The 24,677-nt window shown below is 67.8% G+C and carries 18 protein-coding genes; 6 read left to right on the forward strand and 12 right to left on the reverse strand.

What is annotated here, in order from left to right; all coding sequences use genetic code 11:
- Positions 1-314: 314 nt before the first annotated feature.
- From cobT to J2S75_RS15535, 3 genes are all read right to left on the reverse strand, one after another.
- On the reverse strand, positions 315-2,306 hold the full coding sequence (gene cobT / locus J2S75_RS15525) for a cobaltochelatase subunit CobT (RefSeq protein ID WP_307020983.1): 1,992 nt from the start codon (positions 2,304-2,306) through the stop codon (positions 315-317).
- Positions 2,307-2,407: 101 nt separating this feature from the next.
- Positions 2,408-3,394, reverse strand: a complete 987-nt coding sequence (cobS, locus tag J2S75_RS15530) for a cobaltochelatase subunit CobS (protein WP_244375109.1) — start codon at positions 3,392-3,394, stop codon at positions 2,408-2,410.
- A gap of 50 nt (positions 3,395-3,444) precedes the next feature.
- Complete coding sequence (locus tag J2S75_RS15535) at positions 3,445-4,065, reverse strand: J domain-containing protein (RefSeq protein WP_307020985.1); 621 nt, start codon at positions 4,063-4,065, stop codon at positions 3,445-3,447.
- Positions 4,066-4,300: 235 nt separating this feature from the next.
- Between J2S75_RS15535 and J2S75_RS15540 the strand changes: the two genes are divergently transcribed.
- Complete coding sequence (locus tag J2S75_RS15540) at positions 4,301-4,606, forward strand: BolA family protein (protein WP_307020987.1); 306 nt, start codon at positions 4,301-4,303, stop codon at positions 4,604-4,606.
- Positions 4,607-4,690: 84 nt separating this feature from the next.
- Here the strand turns inward: J2S75_RS15540 and J2S75_RS15545 are convergent, their stop codons facing one another.
- The 3 genes from J2S75_RS15545 to J2S75_RS15555 are packed head-to-tail and all read right to left on the reverse strand — an operon-like array spanning position 4,691 to position 7,704.
- On the reverse strand, positions 4,691-5,968 hold the full coding sequence (locus J2S75_RS15545) for an HlyC/CorC family transporter (RefSeq protein ID WP_307020989.1): 1,278 nt from the start codon (positions 5,966-5,968) through the stop codon (positions 4,691-4,693).
- Between the two features lie 9 nt (positions 5,969-5,977).
- A complete protein-coding gene (aroB, locus tag J2S75_RS15550) occupies positions 5,978-7,117 on the reverse strand; it encodes a 3-dehydroquinate synthase (protein ID WP_307020991.1) in 1,140 nt (379 codons plus the stop codon).
- On the reverse strand, positions 7,114-7,704 hold the full coding sequence (locus J2S75_RS15555; protein ID WP_244375115.1) for a shikimate kinase: 591 nt from the start codon (positions 7,702-7,704) through the stop codon (positions 7,114-7,116). The genes aroB and J2S75_RS15555 overlap by 4 nt, the downstream gene beginning before the upstream one ends.
- 209 nt (positions 7,705-7,913) lie before the next feature.
- Between J2S75_RS15555 and J2S75_RS15560 the strand changes: the two genes are divergently transcribed.
- The 4 genes from J2S75_RS15560 (at position 7,914) to J2S75_RS15575 (ending at position 11,915) form a co-directional block, all read left to right on the forward strand.
- Entirely contained in the window at positions 7,914-8,057 is a 144-nt protein-coding gene (locus J2S75_RS15560; RefSeq protein WP_244375116.1) for a hypothetical protein, read from the forward strand.
- Complete coding sequence (locus J2S75_RS15565; protein ID WP_307020995.1) at positions 8,054-9,022, forward strand: site-specific tyrosine recombinase XerD; 969 nt, start codon at positions 8,054-8,056, stop codon at positions 9,020-9,022. The genes J2S75_RS15560 and J2S75_RS15565 overlap by 4 nt, the downstream gene beginning before the upstream one ends.
- Before the next feature lie 116 nt (positions 9,023-9,138).
- Entirely contained in the window at positions 9,139-10,092 is a 954-nt protein-coding gene (locus J2S75_RS15570; RefSeq protein WP_307020997.1) for an acetyl-CoA carboxylase carboxyltransferase subunit alpha, read from the forward strand.
- Between the two features lie 140 nt (positions 10,093-10,232).
- Positions 10,233-11,915 carry a L,D-transpeptidase family protein gene (locus tag J2S75_RS15575; protein WP_307020999.1) on the forward strand — a complete coding sequence of 561 codons (1,683 nt, stop codon included), beginning with the start codon at positions 10,233-10,235 and terminating at the stop codon, positions 11,913-11,915.
- 13 nt (positions 11,916-11,928) lie between these two features.
- Here the strand turns inward: J2S75_RS15575 and J2S75_RS15580 are convergent, their stop codons facing one another.
- Both J2S75_RS15580 and secA read right to left on the reverse strand, forming a co-directional pair.
- Entirely contained in the window at positions 11,929-12,327 is a 399-nt protein-coding gene (locus J2S75_RS15580; RefSeq protein WP_307021001.1) for a nuclear transport factor 2 family protein, read from the reverse strand.
- A 9-nt stretch (positions 12,328-12,336) separates the two neighbouring features.
- Complete coding sequence (gene secA / locus J2S75_RS15585) at positions 12,337-15,132, reverse strand: preprotein translocase subunit SecA (RefSeq protein WP_307021002.1); 2,796 nt, start codon at positions 15,130-15,132, stop codon at positions 12,337-12,339.
- Positions 15,133-15,555: 423 nt separating this feature from the next.
- Here secA and J2S75_RS15590 point away from each other — a divergent pair, with 423 nt between their 5' ends.
- Positions 15,556-16,581 (forward strand): peptidylprolyl isomerase, encoded by a 1,026-nt coding sequence (locus tag J2S75_RS15590; protein WP_307021004.1) that lies wholly within the window; start codon positions 15,556-15,558, stop codon positions 16,579-16,581.
- 128 nt (positions 16,582-16,709) lie between these two features.
- Here J2S75_RS15590 and J2S75_RS15595 read toward each other — a convergent pair whose 3' ends face one another.
- From J2S75_RS15595 to J2S75_RS15610, 4 genes are all read right to left on the reverse strand, one after another.
- The gene (locus tag J2S75_RS15595) at positions 16,710-20,384 is read right to left on the reverse strand and encodes a glycosyltransferase (protein WP_307021006.1); all 3,675 of its coding nucleotides are present in this window, start codon (positions 20,382-20,384) and stop codon (positions 16,710-16,712) included.
- Positions 20,385-20,397: 13 nt separating this feature from the next.
- Positions 20,398-21,558 carry an FkbM family methyltransferase gene (locus tag J2S75_RS15600; RefSeq protein WP_307021008.1) on the reverse strand — a complete coding sequence of 387 codons (1,161 nt, stop codon included), beginning with the start codon at positions 21,556-21,558 and terminating at the stop codon, positions 20,398-20,400.
- 171 nt (positions 21,559-21,729) lie between these two features.
- A complete protein-coding gene (gene gmd, locus J2S75_RS15605; RefSeq protein WP_307021010.1) occupies positions 21,730-22,761 on the reverse strand; it encodes a GDP-mannose 4,6-dehydratase in 1,032 nt (343 codons plus the stop codon).
- Between the two features lie 190 nt (positions 22,762-22,951).
- Positions 22,952-24,202 (reverse strand): glycosyltransferase, encoded by a 1,251-nt coding sequence (locus tag J2S75_RS15610; RefSeq protein WP_307021011.1) that lies wholly within the window; start codon positions 24,200-24,202, stop codon positions 22,952-22,954.
- Positions 24,203-24,677: the final 475 nt, after the last annotated feature.

Here is a 24,677-nt window from a genome sequence, read left to right on the forward strand (position 1 = left end):
GGCGCGCTTCCTGTCTTCCTTCGAAGAGAACCGGTCAGAGGCCGGCCGCTCGTCAAGCGGCCGGAGGGTGAAAGGGCGGTCGGAGTACATCCGTCCTGACCGCTCTCCATCCGGCGAGGCACTGACGAGGTGCCAACATGCCGGAAGCCCTGTTCTGACCGGGATGATGCCTATATGGGGCACGTCCGGCGGCTTTCAAGGGGTGGCCGCCAAGCAACGCCGCGCGCCTGCCGCCTGCCCGATCCCGGCTCTGCGCTTCGCTGCGGCCGGGATGACGGTGTGCCAAAGCGCGGTTTGCGACCGCGCCTTCCCTCTCAGTGCACCCGGCGGGTGGAGAGCGGGGTCGCCGTGGGCCGGCCGACCGGAGCGGCGGGCTTCGGCGGCGCCTTGGGAGCCTGCGCGAAGGCCGCGGCGCTGCGGCCCTTGGTTTCCTTGGCGCCCCCGCGGGCGCCCTGCTCGCTGAACAGTTCCGCCAGCTTCTCGGTCATCGCGCCGCCCAGCTCCTCGGCGTCGACGATGGTGACGGCGCGCTTGTAATAGCGCGTCACGTCATGGCCGATGCCGATGGCGATCAGCTCCACCGGGGACTTGTCCTCGATCTGCTGGATCATCCAGCGCAGATGCCGCTCGAGATAATTGCCGGGGTTCACCGAGAGGGTGGAATCGTCCACCGGCGCGCCGTCGGAGATCATCATCAGGATGCGGCGCGATTCATTGCGCGCCAGCAGGCGGTTATGCGCCCATTCCAGCGCCTCGCCGTCGATGTTCTCCTTCAGCAGCCCCTCGCGCATCATCAGGCCGAGATTGCGCCGAGCGCGTCGCCAGGGCGCGTCCGCCGACTTGTAGATGATGTGGCGCAGATCGTTCAGGCGGCCGGGCGCGCCCGGCTTGCCGGCCGAAAGCCACGCTTCGCGTGCCTGGCCGCCCTTCCACGCCTTGGTGGTGAAGCCGAGAATCTCCACCTTCACGCCGCAGCGCTCCAGCGTGCGGGCGAGAATATCGGCGCAGGCGGCGGCGACGGTGATCGGCCGCCCGCGCATCGAACCGGAATTGTCCAGCAACAGGGTGACGACGGTGTCGCGGAAGTCGGTGTCGCGCTCGCGCTTGAAGGAAAGCGGCTGCATCGGATCGAGAATGATGCGGTGCAGGCGCGCCGGGTCCAGCATGCCCTCTTCGAGATCGAACTCCCAGCCGCGGCTCTGCTGCGCCATCAGACGGCGCTGCAGCCGGTTGGCGAGGCGGGCGACGATGCCCGAGAGATGCACGAGCTGCTTGTCGAGATGGGCGCGCAGCCGGGTCAGTTCCTCGGCGTCGCACAGCTCGTCGGCGTTCACCGTCTCGTCGAAGCGCGGGGTGAAGGGGTGATATTCCGGCGGGCGCGGCTCGGCCGGCACGGCATTTTCCGGCTTCCACGGCTCGGACGCATCGTCGGATTCGCCGAGTTCCGCGTCGTCGGACAGTTCGGAATTGGGCTGGTCCTGCTGCTCCTCGGATTCCTCCGGGTTCTGGTCGGAGGACAGATCGGTATCGACCTCGGTCTGACCCTCGGCGTTCTCGTCTTCCTCGCTGTCGCTGCCCTTGCCGTTGTCGTCGTCGCGGCTGTCGTCGGTCTCGGTGGAGGGGTCGTTGTTCTCGTCGAAGGGGGCGATGTCCTCGCCCATGCCGAGCGAGGACAGCAGGTCGCGCATCGCCTCGGCGAAGCGGGCCTGGTTCTCGGCGGCGCCGGCCAGCTCATCGAGCGCGGCCGAGCCATGCTCCTCGATGAAGCCACGCCACAGATTGACCATTTCGCGCGCGGCGGCAGGCGGGGCCATGCCGGTCATGCGCTCGCGCAGGATGAGCGAGAGCGCGTGTTCCAGCGGCGCGTCCGAGCGGTCGGCGAGATTGGCGAAATTGGCCTTCTGGTAGCGGTCTTCCAGCATGGCGGAGAGATTCAGCGCCACGCCGTCCATGCGCAGGGCGCCCACGGATTCGCAGCGCGTCTGCTCGGCCGCCTCGAAGGCGGCGCGGGCCTGCTCGCCCATCGGCACCAGCCGCTGGTGGATCTTCGGGTCGTGGCAGGCCATGCGCAGCGCCATGGAATCGGCATGGCCGCGCATGATGGCGGCGTCGTGCTTCGACATGCGGCGCGCCGGCTCCGGCAGCCGGGCGCGGCCATCGGCATAGCCGGGCTTTTCCGCGCCGAAGGTCACGTCGATCTCGCGATTGCCCGCAATAGCGCGCAGGCAGCCGGTGACGGCGCGCTTGAGCGGCTCGGTCGGGGCTTCCTTGGGCGGCGTGCGGGAGGTGCGGTTCGACGTGGACATGGGCTTGCCTTGGAGGTTGGCATCACGGCTCCCTTGCGGGAGGTCGCCCCGAAAGGCCGGGGCGCTGCCCCTCTCCCCGGCGGGGAGAGGGCGCGTGTCGCTCAGGACAGGACGACGTTGACCGCGGATTCGGTCAGTTCCTTGCCGAAGCAGCGCTGGTAGAACTCCGCCACCAGCGGGCGCTCCAGCTCGTCGCACTTGTTGAGGAAGGTCACGCGGAAGGAGAAGGCGAGGTCCTGGAAGATCTCGGCATTCTCGCCCCAGGTGATCACGGTGCGCGGGCTCATCACCGTCGACAGGTCGCCATTGATGAAGGCCTGGCGGGTGAGGTCGGCGAGGCGGACCATGCGCGCGGCGGTGTCGCGGCCTTCCGGCGTCTGCAGGTTCTTGGCCTTGGAGACAACGATGTCGACCTCCTTGTCATGCGCCAGATAGTTCAGCGTGGTGACGATGGACCAGCGGTCCATCTGCGCCTGGTTGATCTGCTGCGTGCCGTGATAGAGGCCGGTGGTGTCGCCGAGGCCGATCGTGTTGGCGGTGGCGAACAGGCGGAAGGCACCGTGTGGGCGGATGACGCGGTTCTGGTCGAGCAGCGTCAGGCGGCCGGCGGATTCCAGCACGCGCTGGATGACGAACATCACGTCCGGGCGGCCGGCGTCATATTCGTCGAACACTAGCGCGACGTTGTTCTGGTAGGCCCAGGGCAGGATGCCGTCGCGGAACTCGGTGACCTGAAGGCCCTCCTTCACCACGATGGCGTCCTTGCCGATCAGGTCGATACGGCTGATATGGCTGTCGAGGTTCACGCGCACGCAGGGCCAGTTGAGCCGGGCGGCGACCTGCTCGATATGGCTGGACTTGCCGGTGCCGTGATAGCCCGTGACCATCACGCGGCGGTTATGCGCGAAGCCGGCGAGGATGGCGAGCGTAGTCGGGCGGTCGAACAGATAGTCCGGGTCGATCTCCGGGACATAGGCGTCCGGTTCGGCATAGGCCGGCACTTCGAGATCAACGTCGATGCCGAACACCTGACGAACAGAGACCTTCATGTCCGGCAGCGCGGGCGCTTGCGTGAGCGGGGCGGTCATTCTTCCTCCGTTGCCGCGCATGCGCGCGGGCTGGTCTGGCACGCGCTTCCCTAGCAGAAGCCCGCGTTCTTGAGATGATTATAGGACTGGATCACGTCGCGCAGACGGTCCTCGGTTGAAATGTCGCCACCATTGGCGTCGGGGTGGTATTTCTTCACCAGCACCTTGAAGCGGGCCTTGATCTCCTCCGGCGTGGCGGAAATCTCCACGCCAAGGGATTCGAAGGCGCGGCGCTCGGCATTGCGGATCATCCGGCTCTCGCGCGGGGCTTCCGGCTCCGGGCGCGCCCGGCCGCCGACCTCGCCGAACATGCCGAAGGGATCGCCGATATTCTCCGTCGTATGACGCTTGGCGTGTTCGGCCGCCCGTGCCGCGCCGCCCTTGGAACCCATTTTCCAGGTCGGGCGATGGCCGGTGGCCGCATCCTTCTGGTAGGCGGCGACGGCGTCGTCCCCCATGCCGGCGAAATAATTATACGACTGGTTGTAGGCGCGGGTGTGCTCGAAGCAGAAGCGCCAGAACTGTCCTTCCATCTGCCGGCCCTTGGGCGCCCGGTGAGTCGCGGCATTGCAGCAGCCCTCCCATTCGCAGGTAGGGCCTTCCGCTTTGAGGCGGCGATCACGGTCGGGCTTCACCCGGATGCGATCGAAGAGGGGGGAGTCGAGCTTCATGGTCCGACGATTATGCTGTTGCTGGAGCAGGTATACAAGAAACCGCGGGTTCGTCACCGCCCCGTCGCATCATTCCGGGGCGACAGCGGCGCCACGACGCGGCGGGATCGGCGCGGCCCGGCGCCTTAGACGGTGCAGAGCCGGCAAGTCTGCGCCGCGATTGCGGTGCAATCGGGTCGGCGGATGCCGCGCCGGGCTGTTGACGCGGCTAGCCGGCGGGCGTACCGCATCGGGCATGAGCACGCCCGTTCCCCCGCTGCCGACCGACGATGCGATCTCCCAGAGGCTGGCCCGCGTGCGGGCGGCGCTGGCCGAACTCTCGCCCAGCGTTCTCGAACTCGAGGATGAGAGTCATCGGCATGAAGGTCATGGCGGTCATCGTCCCGGTCAGCTCACGCATCTTCGCGTGCGGATTGTCGCGCAGGCCTTTGCCGGCCAGAACCGGCTGGCACGGCACCGTCTGGTGAACGGCCTGCTGGCGGACGAACTGGCGCGCGGCCTGCACGCCCTTGCCATCGAGGCCAAGGCGCCGGGCGAGTAGCGCCGGATCATCGCCGAAGAAAAGCCTCGCCGATATGGGGAGGCGGCGGCGTTTTGCCAGAGCGGCGGCAGGGCAGGTGGCTCGTTAACCGGCCGGCCGCCGCAGCGGGGCCACGCGCAGAAGGGTGATGCGGTTGCGCTGCTTGCGCATCACCTGAAAGCGGAAGCCGTGGAACATGAAGGCCTGTCCCGGCTCGGGGATGATGCGGGCCTCGTGGATGACGAGGCCGGCGAGGGTGGTCGCCTCCTCGTCCGGCAGGTGCCAGCCCATGGCGCGGTTGAGATCTCGGATCGGCACCGAGCCCTCGACGCTGACCGAGCCGTCCGGGTTGCGGCGGGCGCCGGTGAAGGCGCGGTCATGCTCGTCGGAGATGTCGCCGACGATCTCCTCCAGAATGTCCTCCAGCGTCACCAGGCCCATCACCTCGCCATACTCGTCGACCACGAGGGCGAAATGCTGCTTGCGGCGCCGGAACGCCTTGAGCTGGTCCGGCAGCGAGGTCACGTCGGGCACGAACCACGGCGCGCGGGCGATCTTCTCGATGTCGAGCTTGGACGTGTCGTTGCCGAGCGCCATCAATTCGCGCAGCAGGTCCTTGGCGTGCAGCACGCCGATGATGTTGTCCGGCCGCTCGCGCCACAGCGGCAGGCGCGTATGCGGGGAGGCCAGCACCTCCTGCACAATGCGCTCCGGTGGCGTGTCGGCGTTGAGGCTCGCCATCTTGGTGCGGTGGACCATGATGTCGGAGACTTCCAGTTCGCCGAGATCGAGCAGGCCGCCGAGCATGTCGCGCTCGTCCTTCACCACGCTGCCCTCGCGGTGCAGCAGGTCGACCGCGCCGCGCAGTTCTTCCGAGGCGGAGAGCACATTTGTGGTGGCGCCGAGCGGGACGCCCGCGGCGCGCAGAAGCGCCCGCACCAGTGCCTCGATGGCGAGGGTGAGCGGACCGAACAGGCCGACGATGAAGCGGATCGGACCCGCCACCAGCAGCGACACGCGGTCGGGATGGTTGATGGCGATGGTCTTGGGCAGCACCTCGGAGAAGATGACGACGACGACGGTCATGCCCACCGTCGCATAGGCGATGCCGGCCGAGCCGAACCACGCCAGCAGCAGCCCGGTGGTGAGCGAGGAGGCCGCGATGTTGACAAGATTGTTGCCGAGCAGGATGCCGCCGATGAGCCGCTCGCGCTGCGCCATCATCCGGTTGACCAGCGCGGCGCGGGCGTCCCCGTTCTTCTCCAGCGCGTGCATCCGCGCCTTGGAGGAAGCCGTCAGCGCGGTCTCGCTGCCCGAGAAGAAGAAGGACAGCAGGAGGCAGAGGACGACGGCGCCGAGGGCCATCCAGTCATAAAGGGTCATGCGCCCTTCTTAGCGGCCCCGGCGCTCCTCCTCAAGGAAGGCACGCAACTGCGCGGGATCAACATCCCGGGCGATGTAGCTCTGGCCGATCCCGCGCGCGAGGATGAAGGTGAGCGCACCGCGCGAGACCTTCTTGTCCTGCGCGATCAGGTCCATCAGCCCATCTGTGTCGGGCAGGGCGCCGGGAATGTCGGCGATGCGGGTCGGCAGCCCGACCGTGCGCAGATGCGTCTCCACCCGCTCGGCATCCGCCGTGGCGCACAGCCCCTGCGCGGCGGAAAAGCGGAAGGCCTGCGCCATGCCCACCGCCACCGCCTCGCCATGCAGCAGGCGCTGGGAGAAGCCGGCGCCCGCTTCCAGCGCATGACCGAAAGTGTGGCCGAGATTGAGCAAGGCGCGGTCGCCCGTCTCCTTCTCGTCGCGGCTAACCACGGCGGCCTTGGAGGCGCAGCTGGTGGCGATGGCCTCGATGCGTTCCGCCCCGCCGCGGAACACGGCTTCCCAGCGGCGCTCCAGCCAGCCGAAGAACGGGGCGTTGTCGATCAGGCCGTATTTGGCGACTTCGGCATAGCCGGAACGGAACTCCCGCAGCGGCAGCGTGTCGAGCGCGCCCGTGTCGGCGAGCACGAGAATCGGCTGGTGGAAGGCACCCACCAGATTCTTGCCGTGGCGCGAATTGATGCCCGTCTTGCCGCCGACGGAGGAATCGACCTGCGCCAGCAGGCTGGTCGGCGCCTGCACGAAATCGACGCCGCGCCGCAGCGCTGCCGCCGCGAAGCCGGCGAGATCGCCGACCACGCCGCCGCCCAGCGCCAGCAGGAGGTCGCGTCGCTCAATGCGGGCGGCGAGCAGCGCGTCCACCACCTGCTCGAACACGGCGAAGCATTTGGACTTCTCGCCGGGCTCGACGAGGATCGGTGTCGGGGTCAGGCCGGCCTCGCGCAGCGAGGCCTCGACCACGCCGAGATGGCGGTCGGCGACGTTGCTGTCGGTGACGATGCCAATGCGGGCGCCAGGCCGCAGCGCGGCGATGCGCGCGCCGGATTCCGCCAGCAGGCCCGGGCCGATGACGATATCATAGGAGCGATCGCCGAGCCCGACGCTGAGCTGGGTGCGGTCGGCTGCCAGGGGGGGGGCTTGCTTGTTCACGTCTCGTCTCCCGATCCCGGCACGGCGAGATGGCCGATCAGGGCCTCGATCACCGTGTCGACCATCACTTCCTGCGGCACGTCATGCGACACCACGGTAAGGTCCGCGCCCGCATAGACGGGGTAGCGCTGGTCGATGAGCCGGGCCAGCGTGCCTTCCGGGTCGTTCTTCAGCAGCGGCCGGTCGTCGCGCCGGCGCACGCGGCGCAGCAGCACGTCAAGCTCGGCCTTCAGCCAGACGCAGATGCCGTTGGCGGCGATGGCGGCGCGGGTGTCGGCATTCATATAGGCGCCGCCGCCGGTGGCGAGCACCATCGGCCCGGCTTCCAGCAGGCGGGCGATCACCTTTTTCTCGCCGTCGCGGAAGGCGGGCTCGCCGCGCAGGGCGAAAATCTCCGGAATGGTCATCCCCGCCGCCTGCTCGATCTCGGTATCGGCATCGGCGAAGGGCAAAGCGAGACGGCGGGCGAGGCGCTTGCCGACCGAGGACTTGCCGGCACCCATCATGCCGACGAGCACGACGGAGCGTGCACCCAGAAGTGCGCGCAGCCGTTCCGCCTTCTCGTCCTGTTCGGGTTCCGCCGTCATCGCCCTGCGCTCGCTCGCTCAAGCGCGGACTATCATCAGCGCGGGGGTGACGCAATGCGAGCGCGGCGCGTGCACGCCCGTGGCGGCGCTGTAACGCTCCGTTCAGACAGAGATGGCAGGGTGAGGAAGATACCGCCGGCTTCCACCGCCGCGCCGAACGGCCTTAGGATCGGCACAACCCCTTTCGAATCGTGCAGGGCCTGCTCACCATGCCGAGCCTCATTCGCCTTCTCGTCATTCTCGGCATCCTCGGCGGCATCGGCTATGGCACGCTGTGGGCGTTCGCCACGCTGGTGAAGCCGCAGATGCGCGAGATGAGCGTCGTGGTGCCGCCGGACCGGTTCGCCAAATGAGCCCGCGCGGGGCGCAGCTGTTTCTCGACATGATGGCCGCTGAACGGGGCGCGGGAGCGAACACGCTCAGCGCCTATCAGCGCGACCTCGAAGACTATGAGGGGTTCCTGGCGACGCAGGGCCGCGATGTCGCGGGCGCCACCACAGCCGATCTGCGCGGGTGGCTCGCCGCGCTCTCCGCCCGCGGTCTTGCCAGCGCCAGCGTGGCGCGAAAGCTCTCCGCCGTGCGCCAGTTCCACCGCTTTCTCTATGCCGAGGGCCATCGCGGCGACGATCCCGCCGCCGTGCTCGAAGGGCCGCGCCGCAGCCGGCCGCTGCCCAAGGTGCTGTCGCAGGAGGAAGTGAGCGGCCTCATCGCCACGGCCCATGAGCGGGCCGGCGAGGCGGTGGCGAGCGTCGCTGAAGCCGCGCGGCGGGCGCGCACCGCCTGTTTCGTCGAACTTCTCTACGCCACGGGTCTGCGCGTGTCCGAGCTCGCGGCGCTGCCGGCTTCGGCGGCGAATGCGCGCGGCGACGCCATCATCGTCCGTGGCAAGGGCAATAAGGAGCGGCTGGTCCCGCTCGGTGAGCCGGCGCGCGCCGCCATGTCCGCCTATCGCGCGGCACTGGACAGAGTGGCGGCCGAGCGGGCGGCGGCAGACGGACGCAAAGCACCGGCCGAACGCGGGCGCTGGCTTTTTCCCTCTGGCGCGGCAAGCGGGCATATCACCCGCCAGCAGGTGGCGCTGGACCTCAAAGACCTCGCTCTGGCCGCCGGGCTCGATCCGGCGCGGCTGTCGCCGCATGTGCTGCGCCACGCCTTCGCCAGCCATCTCCTGGCGCATGGGGCGGAACTGCGTATCGTGCAGACGCTGCTCGGCCACAGCGACATTTCCACGACGCAGATCTATACCCATGTGCTGGATGAGCGGTTGAAAAGCCTGGTGCGCGACCTGCATCCGCTCAGTGAGGGCAGCGGCGATTGAGCGCAGATGCGCGCCTGCCTTGACGTCGCCACCCTCTCGGGGCAGCTTCCGGCCGATTTCGCGGGCTGTCCTTCCCGGTGGCCCCCCTTTCCCGTGAGCCGGTTCAATCATTTCCAATGCGCAGCTACCTCGATTTTGAGAAGCCCGTGGCCGAACTCGAGGCCAAGCTGGAAGAATTGCGCGCCATGGCGGCGCAGGGCGACGCGGTCGCCATTGGCGACGATATCGCGCGGCTGGAAGGCAAGGCGCGCGACGCCCTGCTCCAGCTCTACGCGAATCTCTCCCCCTCGCAGAAGACGCAGGTGGCGCGCCATCCGCTGCGCCCGCACTTCTCCGATTATGCCTCGGCGCTGTTCGAGGAGTTCGACCCGCTGGCCGGCGACCGCAAATTCGGCGACGACCACGCCATTCTCGGCGGCCTGGCCCGCTTTCGCGGCCGTGCCGTCTGCCTGATCGGGCAGGAGAAGGGCTCCAGCACCGAAACCCGTATCAAGCACAATTTCGGCATGGCGCGGCCCGAGGGCTACCGCAAGGCGGTGCGGCTGATGGAACTCGCCGACCGCTTCTCGCTTCCGGTCATTTCGCTGGTCGACACCGCCGGCGCCTTTCCCGGCCTCGACGCCGAGGAGCGCGGCCAGGCCGAGGCCATCGCCCGCTCGACCGATGCCTGCCTCTCGCTCGGCGTGCCCAATGTCGCCGTCATCATCGGCGAGGGCGGCTCCGGCGGCGCCATCGCCATCGCCACCGCCAACCGGGTGCTGATGCTGGAGCATTCGATCTACAGCGTCATCTCGCCGGAAGGGGCGGCCTCGATCCTCTGGCGCGACACCGCCAAGGCCCAGGAAGCGGCGATGAACATGAAGATCACCGCGCAGGACCTGCTGCGCTTCCATGTCATCGATTCCGTGATTCCCGAGCCTCCCGGCGGCGCCCATCGCGACCCCGAGGCGGCGATGCGCGCGACGGGCGACGCCATCGAGGCCGCGCTCGGTGAATTGGACGGCCTGGAGCCGGCAGCGTTGCGCAAGGCCCGCCGCGAGAAGTTCCTGGCCATCGGCCGCAATCTCTGAGCGGATGCGGGCGCGCCGAAGCGATCCCCTCGCCGGGCTGTGATCGACCGTCATACGCCGTGGGATTGCGCCGGCCCCGGACGCGGTATAACGCTTGGCGCGGGCGCCTTGTGCGCTGCGGTTTCGGGGAGATACCGGGGTTGAGGTTTCAGGCCTTTTCGAGCCTCTCGCGTCAGGCGCGTGACCGGGGACTCGGTGCGCGCTGGCGCGCGGCCCTGTTGGCCGGCTGCACCGCGCTGGTGCTGGCCGGCTGCAATGGCGGCGACAGTTCCTCGCCCATGTCGAAGGCGAGCAAGAGCCTCTCTCCGCAGACGCTGGCACTGATCGACCAGAAGGGCATGACCAAGTCGAGCCCGATCGTGGTGCGGATCTTCAAGGAAGAATCCGAGCTGGAAGTCTGGAAGGAAACCACCAGCGGCGACTATGCCCTGCTGAAGACCTACCCGATCTGCCGCTGGTCCGGCGAATTGGGGCCGAAGGTGAAGGAGGGCGACCGGCAGGCGCCCGAGGGTTTCTACGCCATCACGCCCGGGCAGATGAACCCCAATTCAAGCTATTACCTCGCCTTCGACCTCGGCTTTCCCAATGCCTATGACCGCGCCTGGGGCCGTTCCGGTAGCAATCTGATGGTGCATGGCGACTGCTCCTCGCGCGGCTGCTACGCCATGACCGACGAGCAGGTGCAGGAGATTTTCGCGCTCGGCCGCGAGAGCTTCTATGGCGGGCAGCGCTCCTTCCAGGTGCAGGCCTATCCGTTCCGCATGACGACGGACAATCTGGTCCGCCACCGCAACAACCCGAACCTCGCCTTCTGGAAGATGCTGAAGGAAGGCAGCGACGTGTTCGAGATCACCAAGGCGCCGCCAAAGGTGGATTATTGCGGCAAGCGCTACGTGTTCAACGCCACGCCGGTCGACCCGAACCAGAAGCTGCAAGCGAGCCTTCCCTGCCCGGACTACACGATGCCGGAGGGGCTGGAGGAGGAAGTCGCCGCCCGCCAGAAGGACGTCAGCACCAAGATCGCCAGCGCCGGCGCGCTGCAGCCTGTCGCCCCGGTCAAGACCGGCAAGGACGGCGGCATGCACAAGGTGTTCCTCGCCAAGCTGGAAAACCCGGAACTGTCCGCGCCGGGTTCGCTGCCGCCGGTGGTGAAGCCGCCGGGAAGCGATTATGGAGTTTCAACCACCGAGCCGGCGCCGGCAGAGAGCATTGCACTCGCCACCGCCGACACGGTGACCGAAGCCGCCGCCGTTCCGCTGCCGGCCCCGCGTCCGGACGATGCACCGGGCGGGCCGCGCATCGCCGCCGCCGCCGCGCCCAGCACGGGCGGGTTCTTCGACAATTTGTTCAGCGGGTTGACGCCTGCGCCGACAGCCTCCGCGCCCCCGGCCGTCGCTGCGGCGCCCCCCGCTTCGGCGCCGACCCCGCCGCAGGCCGGCGGCGCGCCGTCTGCCGCTGCCGACGCTCAAGCCCGGCCGCCGGAACGGGCGGCGCTGCCGCAGCTGGCCGCGCTCGATGCCGGCAGCAATGGCGGCTTTCTCGACAGCCTGAAGAACCTGTTCGGTGGCAGCGCGCCGCCGGCAGAAGCGGCCCCGGCGGCCGAGCCGATCGCCAACGTGCCGGTTCCGCCGGTGCGTCCGCCCGTGCCGCGCCAGGCGGCGGCGCCCGCGCCGCAGGCGGCAACCCGCGCGAATCCGCCGACGCCTGCCACTGTGGCTCCTTCGGTGGTGTCGTCCGGCACGGCGACGACGCCCGGCGCGGTTCAGACGCTGCCGGGTGCCGCCGGCATTCTGGCGCCGGGTAGCTTCTCAGCGGTTCAGTAAGGCCGAAAGGGCTTCAGGCGAGCGGGGTGCTGTGGGCGCTGGCGACCCGCCAGCCTGCGGCCTCTCGCCGCCAGACGCGGGTGAAGCGCAACGTTGCCTCGAAGGGCGCTCCGCCCGCCGTGCCGGCCGCATCGGCGCGCAGCACCGCGAGCACCAGCCCGGGCGCGAGGTGGCTTAGCCGATAATCGGAAAAGGTCAGCCGCTCCAGCCGGAAGGCGCCGGTGCGGTGCAGGTCGAGATCGTCCTCTTTGCTCAGCACATGGCCGAACTGGTTGACGAACACCAGATCGTCGGCCAGCAGCGCGTCGAGCGCGGCGACATCGCCCGCGAGAGCGGCGTCGCGCAGGCGCCGTTCGGCGGCGGCGACGCGGTGCAGGTCGTCATTGCGATCGGCCTGCGCCCCGTCACCCATCGCCCTGCCTCAGACGAACTTGCCGTGGCAGTGCTTGTACTTCAGGCCCGAACCGCAGGGGCAGGCCTCGTTGCGGCCGACCCGGCCCCAGGTCGAGGGGTCATTGGGGTCACGGTTCGGCGTCGCCGCGTCGAAAGCCGGGGCCAGCGTCGCCGCCGCGGCAATCTCGGCATCGGCGAGCGCGAACTCGTCCTCGCCGGTCGCCGCGTCGATATGGTGCGGCGCCATGGGCGGCATCTCGTCGGTCTGCGGCGCAGACATCACTTCGACGCGCATGAGCTGGGCCGTGACCGCCTCGCGCAGATTGGCCAGCATGGCCTCGAACAGCTGGAACGCCTCCGACTTGTACTCGTTCAGCGGGTCGCGCTGGGCATAGCCGCGCAGGCCGATGACCTGGCGCAGATGATCGAGCGTCACCAGATGCTCGCGCCAGAGATGATCCAGCGTCTGCAGGAGGATCGACTTCTCGACATAGCGCATGATGTCGGGGCCGTATTTCGCCGCCTTCAGCGCCATCGCCTCATCGGCCCGGCGCTGCACGCGCTCGCGCATCTCCTCGTCGGCAATGCCTTCCTCGGCGGCCCATTCCTTGACCGGCAGGTCGAGGCCGAGCACGCGCTGCAGCTGCTCGGCGAGGCCGTCCGTGTCCCACTGCTCGGGATAGGCATTGGGCGGCACATGCTTGGTAACGATGTCCTCGATGACGCCATGGCGCATTTCGGCGACCGTCTCGGCGACATCCTCGTCCTGCATCAGCTCGACGCGCTGCTCGAACACCACCTTGCGCTGGTCGTTCATCACGTCGTCGTATTTCAGCAGGTTCTTGCGGATGTCGTAATTGCGCGCCTCGACCTTCTGCTGCGCCTTTTCCAGCGCGCGGTTGATCCAGGGATGGACGATGGCCTCGCCCTCCTTGAGGCCGAGCTTCTGCAACATGCCGTCGAGCCGGTCCGACCCGAAGATGCGCATCAGGTCGTCTTCCAGCGACAGGAAGAAATGCGAGTGGCCGGGGTCGCCCTGGCGGCCGGAGCGGCCGCGCAGCTGGTTGTCGATGCGCCGGCTCTCATGGCGTTCGGTGCCGATGACGTAGAGCCCGCCGGCTTCCAGCGCCTTCGCCTTCAGCTTGGCGATTTCGTCGCGGATGCGGGCTTCGGCGGCGGCGCGTTCCTCGCCCTCCGGCATGTCGCCGAGTTCGTGGCTGATGCGCATCTCGGCATTGCCACCGAGCTGGATGTCGGTGCCGCGGCCGGCCATGTTGGTGGCGATGGTGACGGCGCCGGGCACGCCGGCCTGGCTGACGATGTAGGATTCCTGCTCATGGTGGCGGGCATTCAGCACCGCGAACACCTTGTCGTCCGCCGTGCCCTGGTCGCCATCATAGAGCGGGCGGAAGGCGTCGGGGTCGGAGAAGTCCTTCTGCTTGAAGCCGCGCTGCTTCAGCAGTTCGGCCAGCAGTTCCGACTTTTCGATCGAGGTGGTGCCCACCAGCACGGGCTGGCCGCGGGTCTTGCAGTCGGTGATGAGGTCGATGATGGCGTTGTATTTCTCGCCCGCCGTCCGATAGACCTCGTCATCGTCGTCGATGCGCTGCACCGGCAGGTTGGTCGGGATCTCGACCACTTCGAGGTTGTAGATGTCCTGGAATTCCGCCGCTTCGGTATTGGCCGTGCCGGTCATGCCGGCCAGCTTCTCATACATGCGGAAATAGTTCTGGAAGGTGATGGAGGCCAGCGTCTGGTTCTCAGGCTGGACCTGCACCCGCTCCTTGGCTTCCAGCGCCTGGTGGAGACCTTCCGAATAGCGCCGGCCCGGCATCATGCGGCCGGTGAACTCGTCGATGATGACGACTTCGCCGTTGCGGACGATGTAGTCCTTGTCGCGCTGGAACAGGCTGTGGGCGCGCAGCGCCTGATTGACGTGGTGGACCACCGAGACGTTCTCGATGTCGTACAGGCTCTCGCCCTTGAGAATGCCGGCGTCGCGCAGCAGGGTCTCGATCTTCTCCATGCCGGCTTCGGTCATGGCGACGGAGCGCTGTTTCTCGTCGACCTCGTAGTCTTCCTTCGACAGCTTCGGGATGTAGGTGTCGATGGTATTGTAGAAGTCCGAGCGGTCGTCGAGCGGGCCGGAAATGATGAGCGGCGTGCGCGCCTCGTCGACCAGAATGGAGTCCACCTCGTCGACCACGGCGTAGAAGTGCGGGCGCTGCACCATCTGGTTCAGCTCGTACTTCATGTTGTCGCGCAGATAGTCGAAGCCGAGCTCGTTATTCGTGGCGTAGGTGACATCGCAGGCATAGGCCGCGCGGCGCTCATTGTCGTCCATGCCGTGATGGATGATCCCGACGGTGAGGCCGAGGAAGCGGTAGACCCGCCCCATCCATTCGGCGTCGCGCTTGGCGAGGTAGTCATTGACGGTGACGACGTGCACGCCCTTGCCGGTCAACGCATTGAGATAGACCGGCGAGGTGGCCACCAGCGTCTTGCCTTCGCCGGTGCGCATCTCGGCGATGCCGCGCTCATGCAGAACCATGCCGCCGATCAGCTGCACGTCGAAATGCCGCTGCCCCAGCGCCCGGCGCGCCGCCTCGCGCACCGTGGCGAAGGCGGGGACCAGCAGGTCGTCGAGGCTCGCGCCCTTGGCCAGCTGCTCGCGGAAGGCAATGGTGCGGGCGCGCAGCGCCTCGTCGGAGAGCGCCTTGACCTCGGGTTCGAGCGCGTTGATGGCCGCGACCTTGGGCTGATAACCGCGCACGCGGCGGTCATTTGCCGATCCGAAGAGCTTTCGCGCGAGAGCGCCGAACATGAGACTTCCAATCCGAGTCCGCCAGGGGCAGGTGTCGGACGGGCGGTGACGGGCCGCCACATCCTCTTGAGCAAGCTGCGGGCGCGAACGCGCGGGCTGAAGCCTCATCGAGACGCCATTTGCGGCCGAAATGGGTCTTCAGGGCCGGGCCGCCGCGAACGGCTTGCGGGTTCTTGGCTCACATAAGCGCGAGTGCCGGCGAGAACCCGCACCGCGTGCCACACTTATGAACGGGTTTGGGGGTTGTCAATCGCACGCCGGACGACAGTTTCGCCGATCAGCGGGCGGTCGCGCAGGTAGCCCATGCCACCGGCGCGCAAGCGGCGAAATATCCGGCGTTGGCCATCATACCGGCTTGCAACCTGTGCCGTGCTGGGCCAGCTTTCGCGGCCCACGCGGCCAAACCGAATTGAGGAACGTTCCATGACCCGTCATTTCCCGCTCGCCGCGCCCAAGGCGTCCGCTCGCGCCGTCGCCGGCCGGGTCTCCGCCGGCCCGCTGCGTGCCGGCCTGCTGGCTGCGCTGATCGGCACCGCCCTGCTTCCCGCCCTGCCGGCGCTCGCTCAGGACGCGGCGCCGAAGCCGGCCGCGCCGGCCGCCGCCGCGACCCAGGACGATCCCGTGCTCGCCACCGTCAACGGCCAGCCGATCCGCCGCAGCGACGTGACCGCCGCGGCCGCCGAACTGGCGCCGAACCTGCCGCAGCAGATCCAGGGCGCGGCCCGCGACGAATATGTGCTCGGCTTCCTCATCGACCTCAACGCCATGGCGCAGGCCGCCGAGGCGCAGAAGCTCTACGAGACCGAGGAATTCAAGCGCGAGATGGATTTCATCCGCAAGCGCGTGCTGATGCAGGCCATCCTCACCAAGGCCACCAAGGACGCGCTCACCGATGCCGCCCTGAAGCAGACCTATGAAGAGGCTGTGAAGCAGCAGAAGCCGGAGAAGGAAGTGCGCGCCCGCCACATCCTATTCCGTGCCGACCCCAACAACAAGGAAGCCCAGGCGGCCGCCGAGAAGAAGGCGCAGGATGTCGAGGCCCAGCTCAAGAAGGGCGCTGACTTCGCCAAGCTGGCGAGCGAGCTGACCGAGGACCCCTCGGGCAAGGATGATGGCGGCGATCTCGGCTTCTTCACCAAGGAGCAGATGGTGCCGGAATTCGCCGAAGTCGCCTTCGAGCTGAAGCCGGGCGAAGTCTCCAAGCCGGTGAAGACGCAGTTCGGCTGGCACGTCATCAAGCTTGAGGAGGTGCGCGAGCGCCCGGTGCCGACCTTCGACGAGGTCAAGCCGCAGATCGAGCAGTTCCTGGCGCAGAAGGCCCAGGCCGATGCGGTGCAGAAGACCCGCGAGGCCGCGAAGGTGGAGAAGACCGAGGCCGCGCCGAAGCCGGGCGACCTGATCAACGCCCCGGCCGCGAAGCCGGCCACCCCGGCGGCCCCGGCCCCGTGATCGCCGCGGACCCCGCGCGGTCCGCCGCGACGGGCCGCTGACGAGAAAAGCCCCGGACCGCAAGGATCCGGGGCTTTTTCGCGTCAAGAGGCCCCGCGTCTTGGGACGGGACAGTCGCCCCGTGTGGGTCAGTCCATGGGGAGGCGCTGCAGAAGCGCGTCGACGCTATGGCGCCAGGTCAGCCAGGGCATCCCGCGCGATCCCACCGCGCGCCCGGCCTGGAAGGCGGCGAGCCAGGCGTCGAGCGCCGCGTGGAGGGTTTCCGCTCCCGTGCCGTCGAAATAGCTGGCGTGGTCGCCGGCCACTTCGCGAAAGACCGGAATGTCGCGGGCGAGGATGGGCAGGCCGTGCCGGGCCGCCTCGATCAGCGGCAGGCCGAAGCCTTCCCCTTCGCTGGCGGCGAGAAGACAGCTGCACGAGCTGTAAAGCTGCCGCAGCTCCGCGTCGCTGGGCCGCTCGACCCAGATCAGTCTGTCGCCATACTCATGATGCCCGCGCAGCCTTTCTATCAGTTCCTCGACCATCCAGCCCTGCGCGCCGGCGATCACCAGTGCCGCATTCCCGCCGGCGGCCCATAGGCGTTCCATGGCATCGAGGGCCAAAGCGTGGCCTTTGCGCGGCTCCACCGTCCCGACCATCAGGAAGCTCGGGCGGCGGGGCGCCTGCGTGGCGGCTTCGCGCATGGCGTCGGCGCGGGGCCCCCGGCAGGTCGCGCTTTCCAGATCGGCCCCGAGGTGGAACCAGTCGATGGCCGGCATTCGGCCATTGGCCGGCGGATGGACGGCGAGGTAGCGCGTGACATCTTCCGCCACCGCGCGGGAGATGCACAGCAGCTGATCGTAGCGCGCGATCGTGTGCAGCCAGGCCGCGAAAAACCCCTCGGGCATCGGGAAGCAGTGCGGGAGAGTCAGGGGCAGGAGATCATAGACGATGAAGGCGAGGTGAACGCCCGACTGGGCCATCGAATCCAGCGCGCCCCGCATCCGGGGAATGAGCGAGAAGCCAGGATCGGCGCCGAGCAGCATATCGCCGGCGTAATAATCGATCGGGGCGTCCTCATCCCAGACTGGGGGAATATCGAGGAAGGCGCAGGTGAACCGACGCGCATAGCGGTAGCGGCCAAGGACCGGGTCGGCGAAAACCGGCTCCACCTGCCAGCCGGCCGGCGGATCGCGCAGCAGCGTTCCCAGCAGGGCACGCACCACCCGCTGAATGCCGCTGTTGGCATCGTGCCGTGCAAGCTCGGTGACATCGATGAGGAACTGCCGCTGGCGGGCTCCGCTCGGCAGGCTGTCGGCTGCGGCCTGTGCCAGTTCCGCGTCGAGGAGGGGATCGGACGGCAGCCGCGCCAATTCGTCGACAAGCCGGTGCCGGCCCTGCGCCCGCCGGCTGAACGTCTCGATGGCGGCGTGATAGGCGCGGGCGCAGCTTTCAGGGGCGTGTTCGGCCACGGTCCGCTCACGCCCGGCCTTGCCCATGTGCTGCCGCAGGGCCGGATCGTCCACCAGAAGGTCGATGGCCTGGGCGAGTTCGCGATCCGCGAAGGCGTCGGGAATGTGAAGCACCCCCGCTGGCGACAGGTCGGCAAGGCTGCCATGCGCGTTCACGATCACCGGCAGGCCGGCGGCCAGGCAATCAATGACGGACGCGGAACTCTCGCCGCGCGAATTCGTCCTGAGCTGGACGGCGAGGTCGGCCGCCAGCAGATAGTCGCCGAACATCTCCTCGCCGGCCCAGCCGGTGATGTGGACCCGCCCGGCGCAACGGGTCGGGGCCACGCGCTCCATGATCGCCGCGCCGAGGGTGCCCGCATCGCCGACGAAGACGAAGCGCACCTTTGGGTTGGCGCTACAGGCGGCGGCACACAGACCCTCGATCAGGCGCAGCGGCAGCTTGGCCGGCGTCACATAGCCGAAACTGCAGATGAGCACCTCGTCGGGCGCAATGCCGAGGCGCGCACGGGCGTCGGCGCGGCTCTTGTCCGTCCTCGGATGCGGGACACCGGGAAGCGGGACGACCACCCAGTCGGCGACGGTCGCCGCATGATAGAAATGCCGCGCCAGTCGGCGGGCATGGTCGGAATGGACGATCACCCCATCGGCCATCCGCACGGCGCGGGCATTGGTGGGCCAGGTATAAATCGCCTGGGTCAGGGGATCGCTCCCTTCCGCCGACGCGCAGCGGGCGAGCAGGGCTCCGTAGCCATGGCCTTCCGCCAGCAGCCGGGAGAAGCGCGCCGCGCTGGTGACGCACTCGATGCTGGACAGGAAGAAGTCGTGCAGCACGACGACACCGGGAATCTCCTCCAGCAACTCGAACATATGCGCGTGAAAGTGCGAATTGCCGAATTGGTAGAGAACCCGATCGTAGCGCTCGGCGTGGGCGCGAAGAAAGGAGACATCACGCACGCAGAAGCGCGCGGCCAGAGCGGGGTCGACCGAGCGTCGCTCCTCCGCAATGAGTTCGATCGCGTAATAGTCGGCCAGCGCCGGCAGGAGTGTGGCGCTGTAGAAGCTGATGCCGCTGCGCTGCGGCGGCAGTGGCGAGACAAAGGCGAGGCGCGGCTTGGGATTGACGCCGGCTTCTGCCGTCGCTTGCGGCCGTGGCGGTGCGAGCGCGCGCAGCGCCGCGAGCGCGTGTCGGACCGTCTCGTCCCAGCTGTAGCGCGCGGCCCGCGCGGCGGCGGACGCGCGCAGCGACTGGCGGAAGGGTTCATCCGTCAGCACTTTCTCGATCATCCGCGCCATGTCGTCGATGGAGTGCGGATCGAACAGCGCGTCGTCCCGGCCGATGATCTCCGGCACGCTGGAGGCGTTCGCCCCGACGACCGCAGCCCCGCAGCGCAGCGCCTCCAGTACCGGCAGGCCGAAGCCCTCGTACCAGCTCGGGAAGATGAACGCGGCGCACAGATTATAGAGGGCGACGAGAGTGTCGTCCGGCACATAGCCCGTGAGGATCACGGCCGTGTCCGGCAGGCCGGCGGCGCGGGCATGGGCGAGCAGCCGCTCCTTCTCATCCGCCGTGGCGCGGCAGACAATGGCGAACTGATGGGTCTCGATCAGCGACGGGGAGAGGGCGGCAAACGCGCTGATGAGGGCGGGAATGTTCTTTCGATGGTCGATGCCGCCCGTATACAGGAGGAACGGGCGCGTGAGGCCCAGCCCGGCGGTGTGCCGCTCGCGCTCCTCCTCGCTGATGGCGAGAGGGACGAAGCGGGCGTCGACATCGGCGCCTATAGTGACGATCCGATCCGTCGGCCGTCCCAGATGCAGGGCCGCATCACGCGCCGAGCAATCGGAGATCGCGAGCAGCAGATCGGCCTTTTTCAGAGACTCGATCTTGCTCTGGTACCAGCGCTCGAATTGGGGGGCGGTGAGGTAGAGCGAGGAAAAAAGCAGCGGGATCAGGTCATAAAGCACCACGGCGGTCGGTGTGTCGCCGACGCCGGTCACGCAGTCCTCCGACATGCCTTCGAACAGGCTAGTGACGAGAACGATATCGGCTGCGCACTCGGCGATCACCGCCTCGCGAATGGCCTCTGCCGCCTGTCTCCGCGCCGCCGGTGCCAGGAAGCTGGCGGGCCGTGCCGCGGTCCAGAGGCGCAGGGTGACATTGGGCCATGCGGCGAAGTCGCGTCGCAGACCCGCATTGTCCTCGCCGATCATGCCATTCAGGAGCAGGACGAAGTCGTCCTCGGGCGCCAGGCGCAGAAGGCCTTCCACCAGAGAGCGGGCATAGCGGCCGATGCCGCGCTGTCCGCTCGATCGTGACTGAAGCGCCTGCAGGTCGACAAGAATGCGCACGATGTCTCTCGCTTCAGGAGGTTTGACGGGCGCGCCGCGCCGCGATGCGTCGCGACAGATGGGCTGCGGCGGGGCTGAGGAATGGCGCATCCTGCGATGGCTCCGGCAGGTGCGGCGCCACGTCGGGAGGGGCGGCCAGCGCTACCGCGCCGCGCAGAGCCTGGTATTCCGCACTGTGGAGCCAGAGCCGGAACGGCCGGCGGGGCCGTCCGCTTGAGTGAAAGACGAGACGGCGGAACATCTTGCGGGGCTTGCCGCTGGTGTGAAACAGCAGCCGGCGCAGCATCTTCTTCGGTCGGCCCGATGGGCGGAAGAACAGCGCCTCCCAGAAGCCCCGGTGAGTGGCGTATTCACGGGCGAGGGCGGTCGCCTCGCTCTGGTGCGCCAGCGCTGCTTTAAGCGCTTCGATCGTCTGCTCCCGCTGCTGAATCTGCGCCGTGAGGTCTCCGTTTCGGACGCGCTCGGCGGCGAGGAGCCGCTCCAGACCGTTCATCTGCTCCTGCAACAGCTGCGCGCGGGCCTCGCCGTCTCCCTTGACGAAGTGATCGAACACATTGGGCGGCGCGGAAAAAGCCGGCGCGAGATCCTCGTGCTCGGCGGCGAGGTAGAAACGATTGAGTCCATCCCAATAGAGGCTGCGATATCCCGCGGCCGTCAGGAACGGCTCCCAGCTTCTGGCGGTCTCTTCCGGTGAGTTCGGGTGCGTGCCCTCGATCAGGATCACCCAGGGGCGATAGCGGGAGAGATCCAGCCCCCGCACCACGGCGGTCTCATGGCCTTCGACATCGATCTTGAGGAAGTGAATGGGCTGGCCCGGGGAAAGATGGGCGTCGAGGAGGCCGGTCAACGTGTGCTGGGGCACGTCGATGGCCGATATCGCCCAGCCCATGGTGCGGTGCCTCTCGGCGATGGCGGCGTCGACGGTGGACAGCCCCGTATCGCCAACGATGTACAGCCGGGCAGTGCCGTCATGATCGCTCGCCACCACGCCGAGATTCACGTCCCGCGCGCGCCGCGCCTCAAGCTCGGCCAGCCTTTGGGGTAGCGGTTCGATGTTCACGCCCCGCCAGCCGTGCTCGTAGAAGGCACGGGTGACACTGTCGGCGTCGGGGGAGAAGGCGCCGACATCGACATAGAAGCCGGCCCCGACATGGCCGAGCGCCCGCCAGAGCATCACGTCTTCATGGTTTTGTGCGAAGGAGACGAATGGCACAGGGGAACTCCGAGGAGTGGGACGCTGCCGCTACAGCCCGAGCCTGCCGCGCGCGGGCCCGCGCGTCGGCGCGCCAGGGAGGTTTCGTTCACCGAAGCGGGTGGACCGGCCATCGCAGCGACGGCCAGCCGATTAGCGCGAGGGACCTTCGGCTCTCCAGTCGTCGTAATCCGAGCGGGCCATCATGTCCGCGAGTTCGCGGACGGTGACCTTGGGTTCCCAACCCAGCCGCGTGCGCGCCTTCGTCGCGTCGCCGAGCAGCAGGTCGACTTCCGCTGGCCGGTAGAATTTCGGATTGACCTTGACCGCCACCTTGCCGCTGCGCCGGTCTACGGCCTGTTCGGCCTCGGCCGTGCCGGACCATTCCAGCGCGAGGCCGAGCGCCTCGGCGGCGAAGCTGACAAAGTCGCGAATGGGCGTCGTCACCCCGGTGGCGAGAACATAATCGTCCGCCTCGTCCTGCTGGAGCATGCGCCACATGCCGTCGACATAGTCGCCGGCGAAGCCCCAGTCGCGGCGTGCATCGAGATTGCCGAGTTCGACCGGGACATGTTCGCCATGGGCGAAGCGGGCCAGCCCCAAGGTGACCTTGCGTGTCACCATTTCCGCACCGCGCACGGGGCTCTCATGATTGAAGAGAATGCCGGAGGAGGCGTGGAGCCCGAACGACTCGCGGTAATTCATGGTGATGTAGTGGCCATACACCTTGGCCGCGCCATAGGGCGAGCGAGGGTGGAAGGGCGTCTGTTCATTCTGCGGCACTGCCCGGGCGCGACCGAACATTTCCGAGGTCGAGGCCTGATAGAAGCGGGTCTGGGGACAATAGGTGCGGATGGCGTCGAGGAGGCGCGCCACGCCCATGCCGTTGACATCGGCGACATAGAGCGGCTGGTCCCAAGAAGAGCCCACAAAACTTTGTGCCGCGAGATTGTACACCTCGTCAAAGGTGGTCTGGCGGAGCACGCGGTTGACGCTGTTGATCTCGCTCAGGTCGAAGTTCACAAGCCGCACATCGTCGGCAACGCCCAGCTTCCGCAGGCGGGTGAGCTTGGCCTGCGAATTGGCGCGGACGGTGCCTGTGACCTCATAGCCCTTTTCAAGCAGCAGACGCGCGAGATAGCTCCCATCCTGCCCGGTAATACCCGTTATTAGCGCCTGCTTCATCTTGGACTCCACGCGCATTACCAAACGTCATGTGGCCTACATATCTACCGACCTGACGGATTGTCGAGCGAATGGGAGGTCGTTTGATCCCGCAGGGCGTGAGAAAATCGGTCCGTTCCCGTTTCTAACTTGAGTTGCGAGGGCGCTTTGCCGGCGGTGGGAGGAAGAGTGTCGCGCCGTTGGCTCGCCGTCAGCCGAGCCGCTCTTTGATAAGCCGTCCCACGGCGCCAAAGGAATTATGGCGCTTGAGGTGTGCGAACCCCGCCTGTGTTTTTGCGGTGGTCTGTCCAGGATCGTCATAGATGGCCCGCATGATGCTGGCGGCATGCGCGAGGCTCGGTTCCGCCCAATAGCTTCCCTCGGTGCCAAAGTAATCCTGGGGCGACACGGCGGTTTCTGCGAACTGCACGGGATATCCGGTTTGCTCATTGATGAAGTCGCGCGTGCCACCAAAATCGGTCGCGATAACCGCCTTGCCGCGCGCCAGCGCCTCGGCGCATCCGAGGCCAAACCCCTCCGAGCGATGGAGGGACACGAAAACGTTGCAGTCCTCCATCAAGGCCGACATCTCGGCTCTGGTGAGCGTGCCGTCGACGATCTCGATACGGGGATCCTGGCGGGTAAGCGCCAGGAGGCTCGAGAGCCGGGCCGCGTCCGAGCCGCCGCCGCGTGCCTTGACCAGCAGCCGGGCGTCCTCCCGCCCGCTCGGAAAAGCGAGGCGGAACGCTTCTATCGTGCCGAGCGGGTTCTTTCGCGCGATGGAGGAATCGGCGTCAAAGAAGGTGTGAAACTTCAAAGGACCCGTAAACGGCTGCTGCCGTGGTTCCGCCGGCAGGTCGACGGGTTGCGGCACCAGGTGGATCGGCCTCGACCGAATGCTTTCGAGCGCGTCCCGAATGAACGTCGTCGGCGCCCAGTGCACGTCGAAGTGTTCGAACCCGTGCCTCCATGCGGCGGGAAAGCTGGGCAACTCCCAATAGGGATAGGCGATGTTGGTCTGGTCGCGGCAGGCGCGGCGGGCGAACATAGCGATTTCAGCGGCGCCGAAGATGGCCAGCGCGGTGCGGTGGCGGGATGTGGCGGCCAGCCGGTTTGCCAACGCCGGTTCCGCCATGCGCCCAGGCAGGGGCACATTGATGAGGCCTGCGGGAATTCCGCCGGCATCAAGGGCGGCCACCATGAGCCGCGCCGCTTCGCCAAGCCCGATTTCCGATCGAAGAAAGCCGACGATATCAACCCCGGGCTTCGGCCTCTTACCGGCGAGGCGGCGCAGCCAGCAGGGCACCGCCCGCACCGGAGGGCAATTCTCACGCGCGCACTGAAGCGATCGCACGCCCGACTTGATCGTCTTTCTGCCAATTTTCATCGTGCGGCCGGGATCCTCACGGGGCGATCTCCTGCCGAGCGGCAGCCTTTCCCGCATCCGGCGTACGACCGGCATGCGTCACGACGTGAGAGCGCATCGGGATGAACAGCGTTCCAGCCATGCGGCGGTCCACCTTCGAGCCGGGCGTAGGGGAGCTACAGTACGAGGGCAGGCGTCGTGCCTCAATAGCTCAGCGGGCGCGGTCGGGCTAACGGGCAGTTCTGGCACTTCTATCCGCCCCTGGCGGACCGCGACACCGGCCCCAACCAGCCGCCGATCCGACGACAGGTCTGCCGGCGCGAGACGCGGCTGTGCCGTCGCTGCGCCGCCTTGGACAGACGTGCGTGTGCGATGACGGGCGCGCCGAAGTGCAGGCTGGCCTCGGGCGAGGATCTTGCCATGGGGCTCGCTGCCCGCGTGGGAATCGAGGTCGAGCGGCTTGCGACCGGCGGCACTTTACGCGGGGCGGCGTCTGGAGACCCACTTCTCCCGTCAACGAGGTTTGAGGCTCTCAGCAGGGCAGGCATCCCCGGGCGATCAGGCGGGCGGC

It is taken from the genome of Ancylobacter polymorphus (assembly GCF_030813495.1).
Classification (GTDB): Bacteria; Pseudomonadota; Alphaproteobacteria; order Rhizobiales; family Xanthobacteraceae; genus Ancylobacter; species Ancylobacter polymorphus.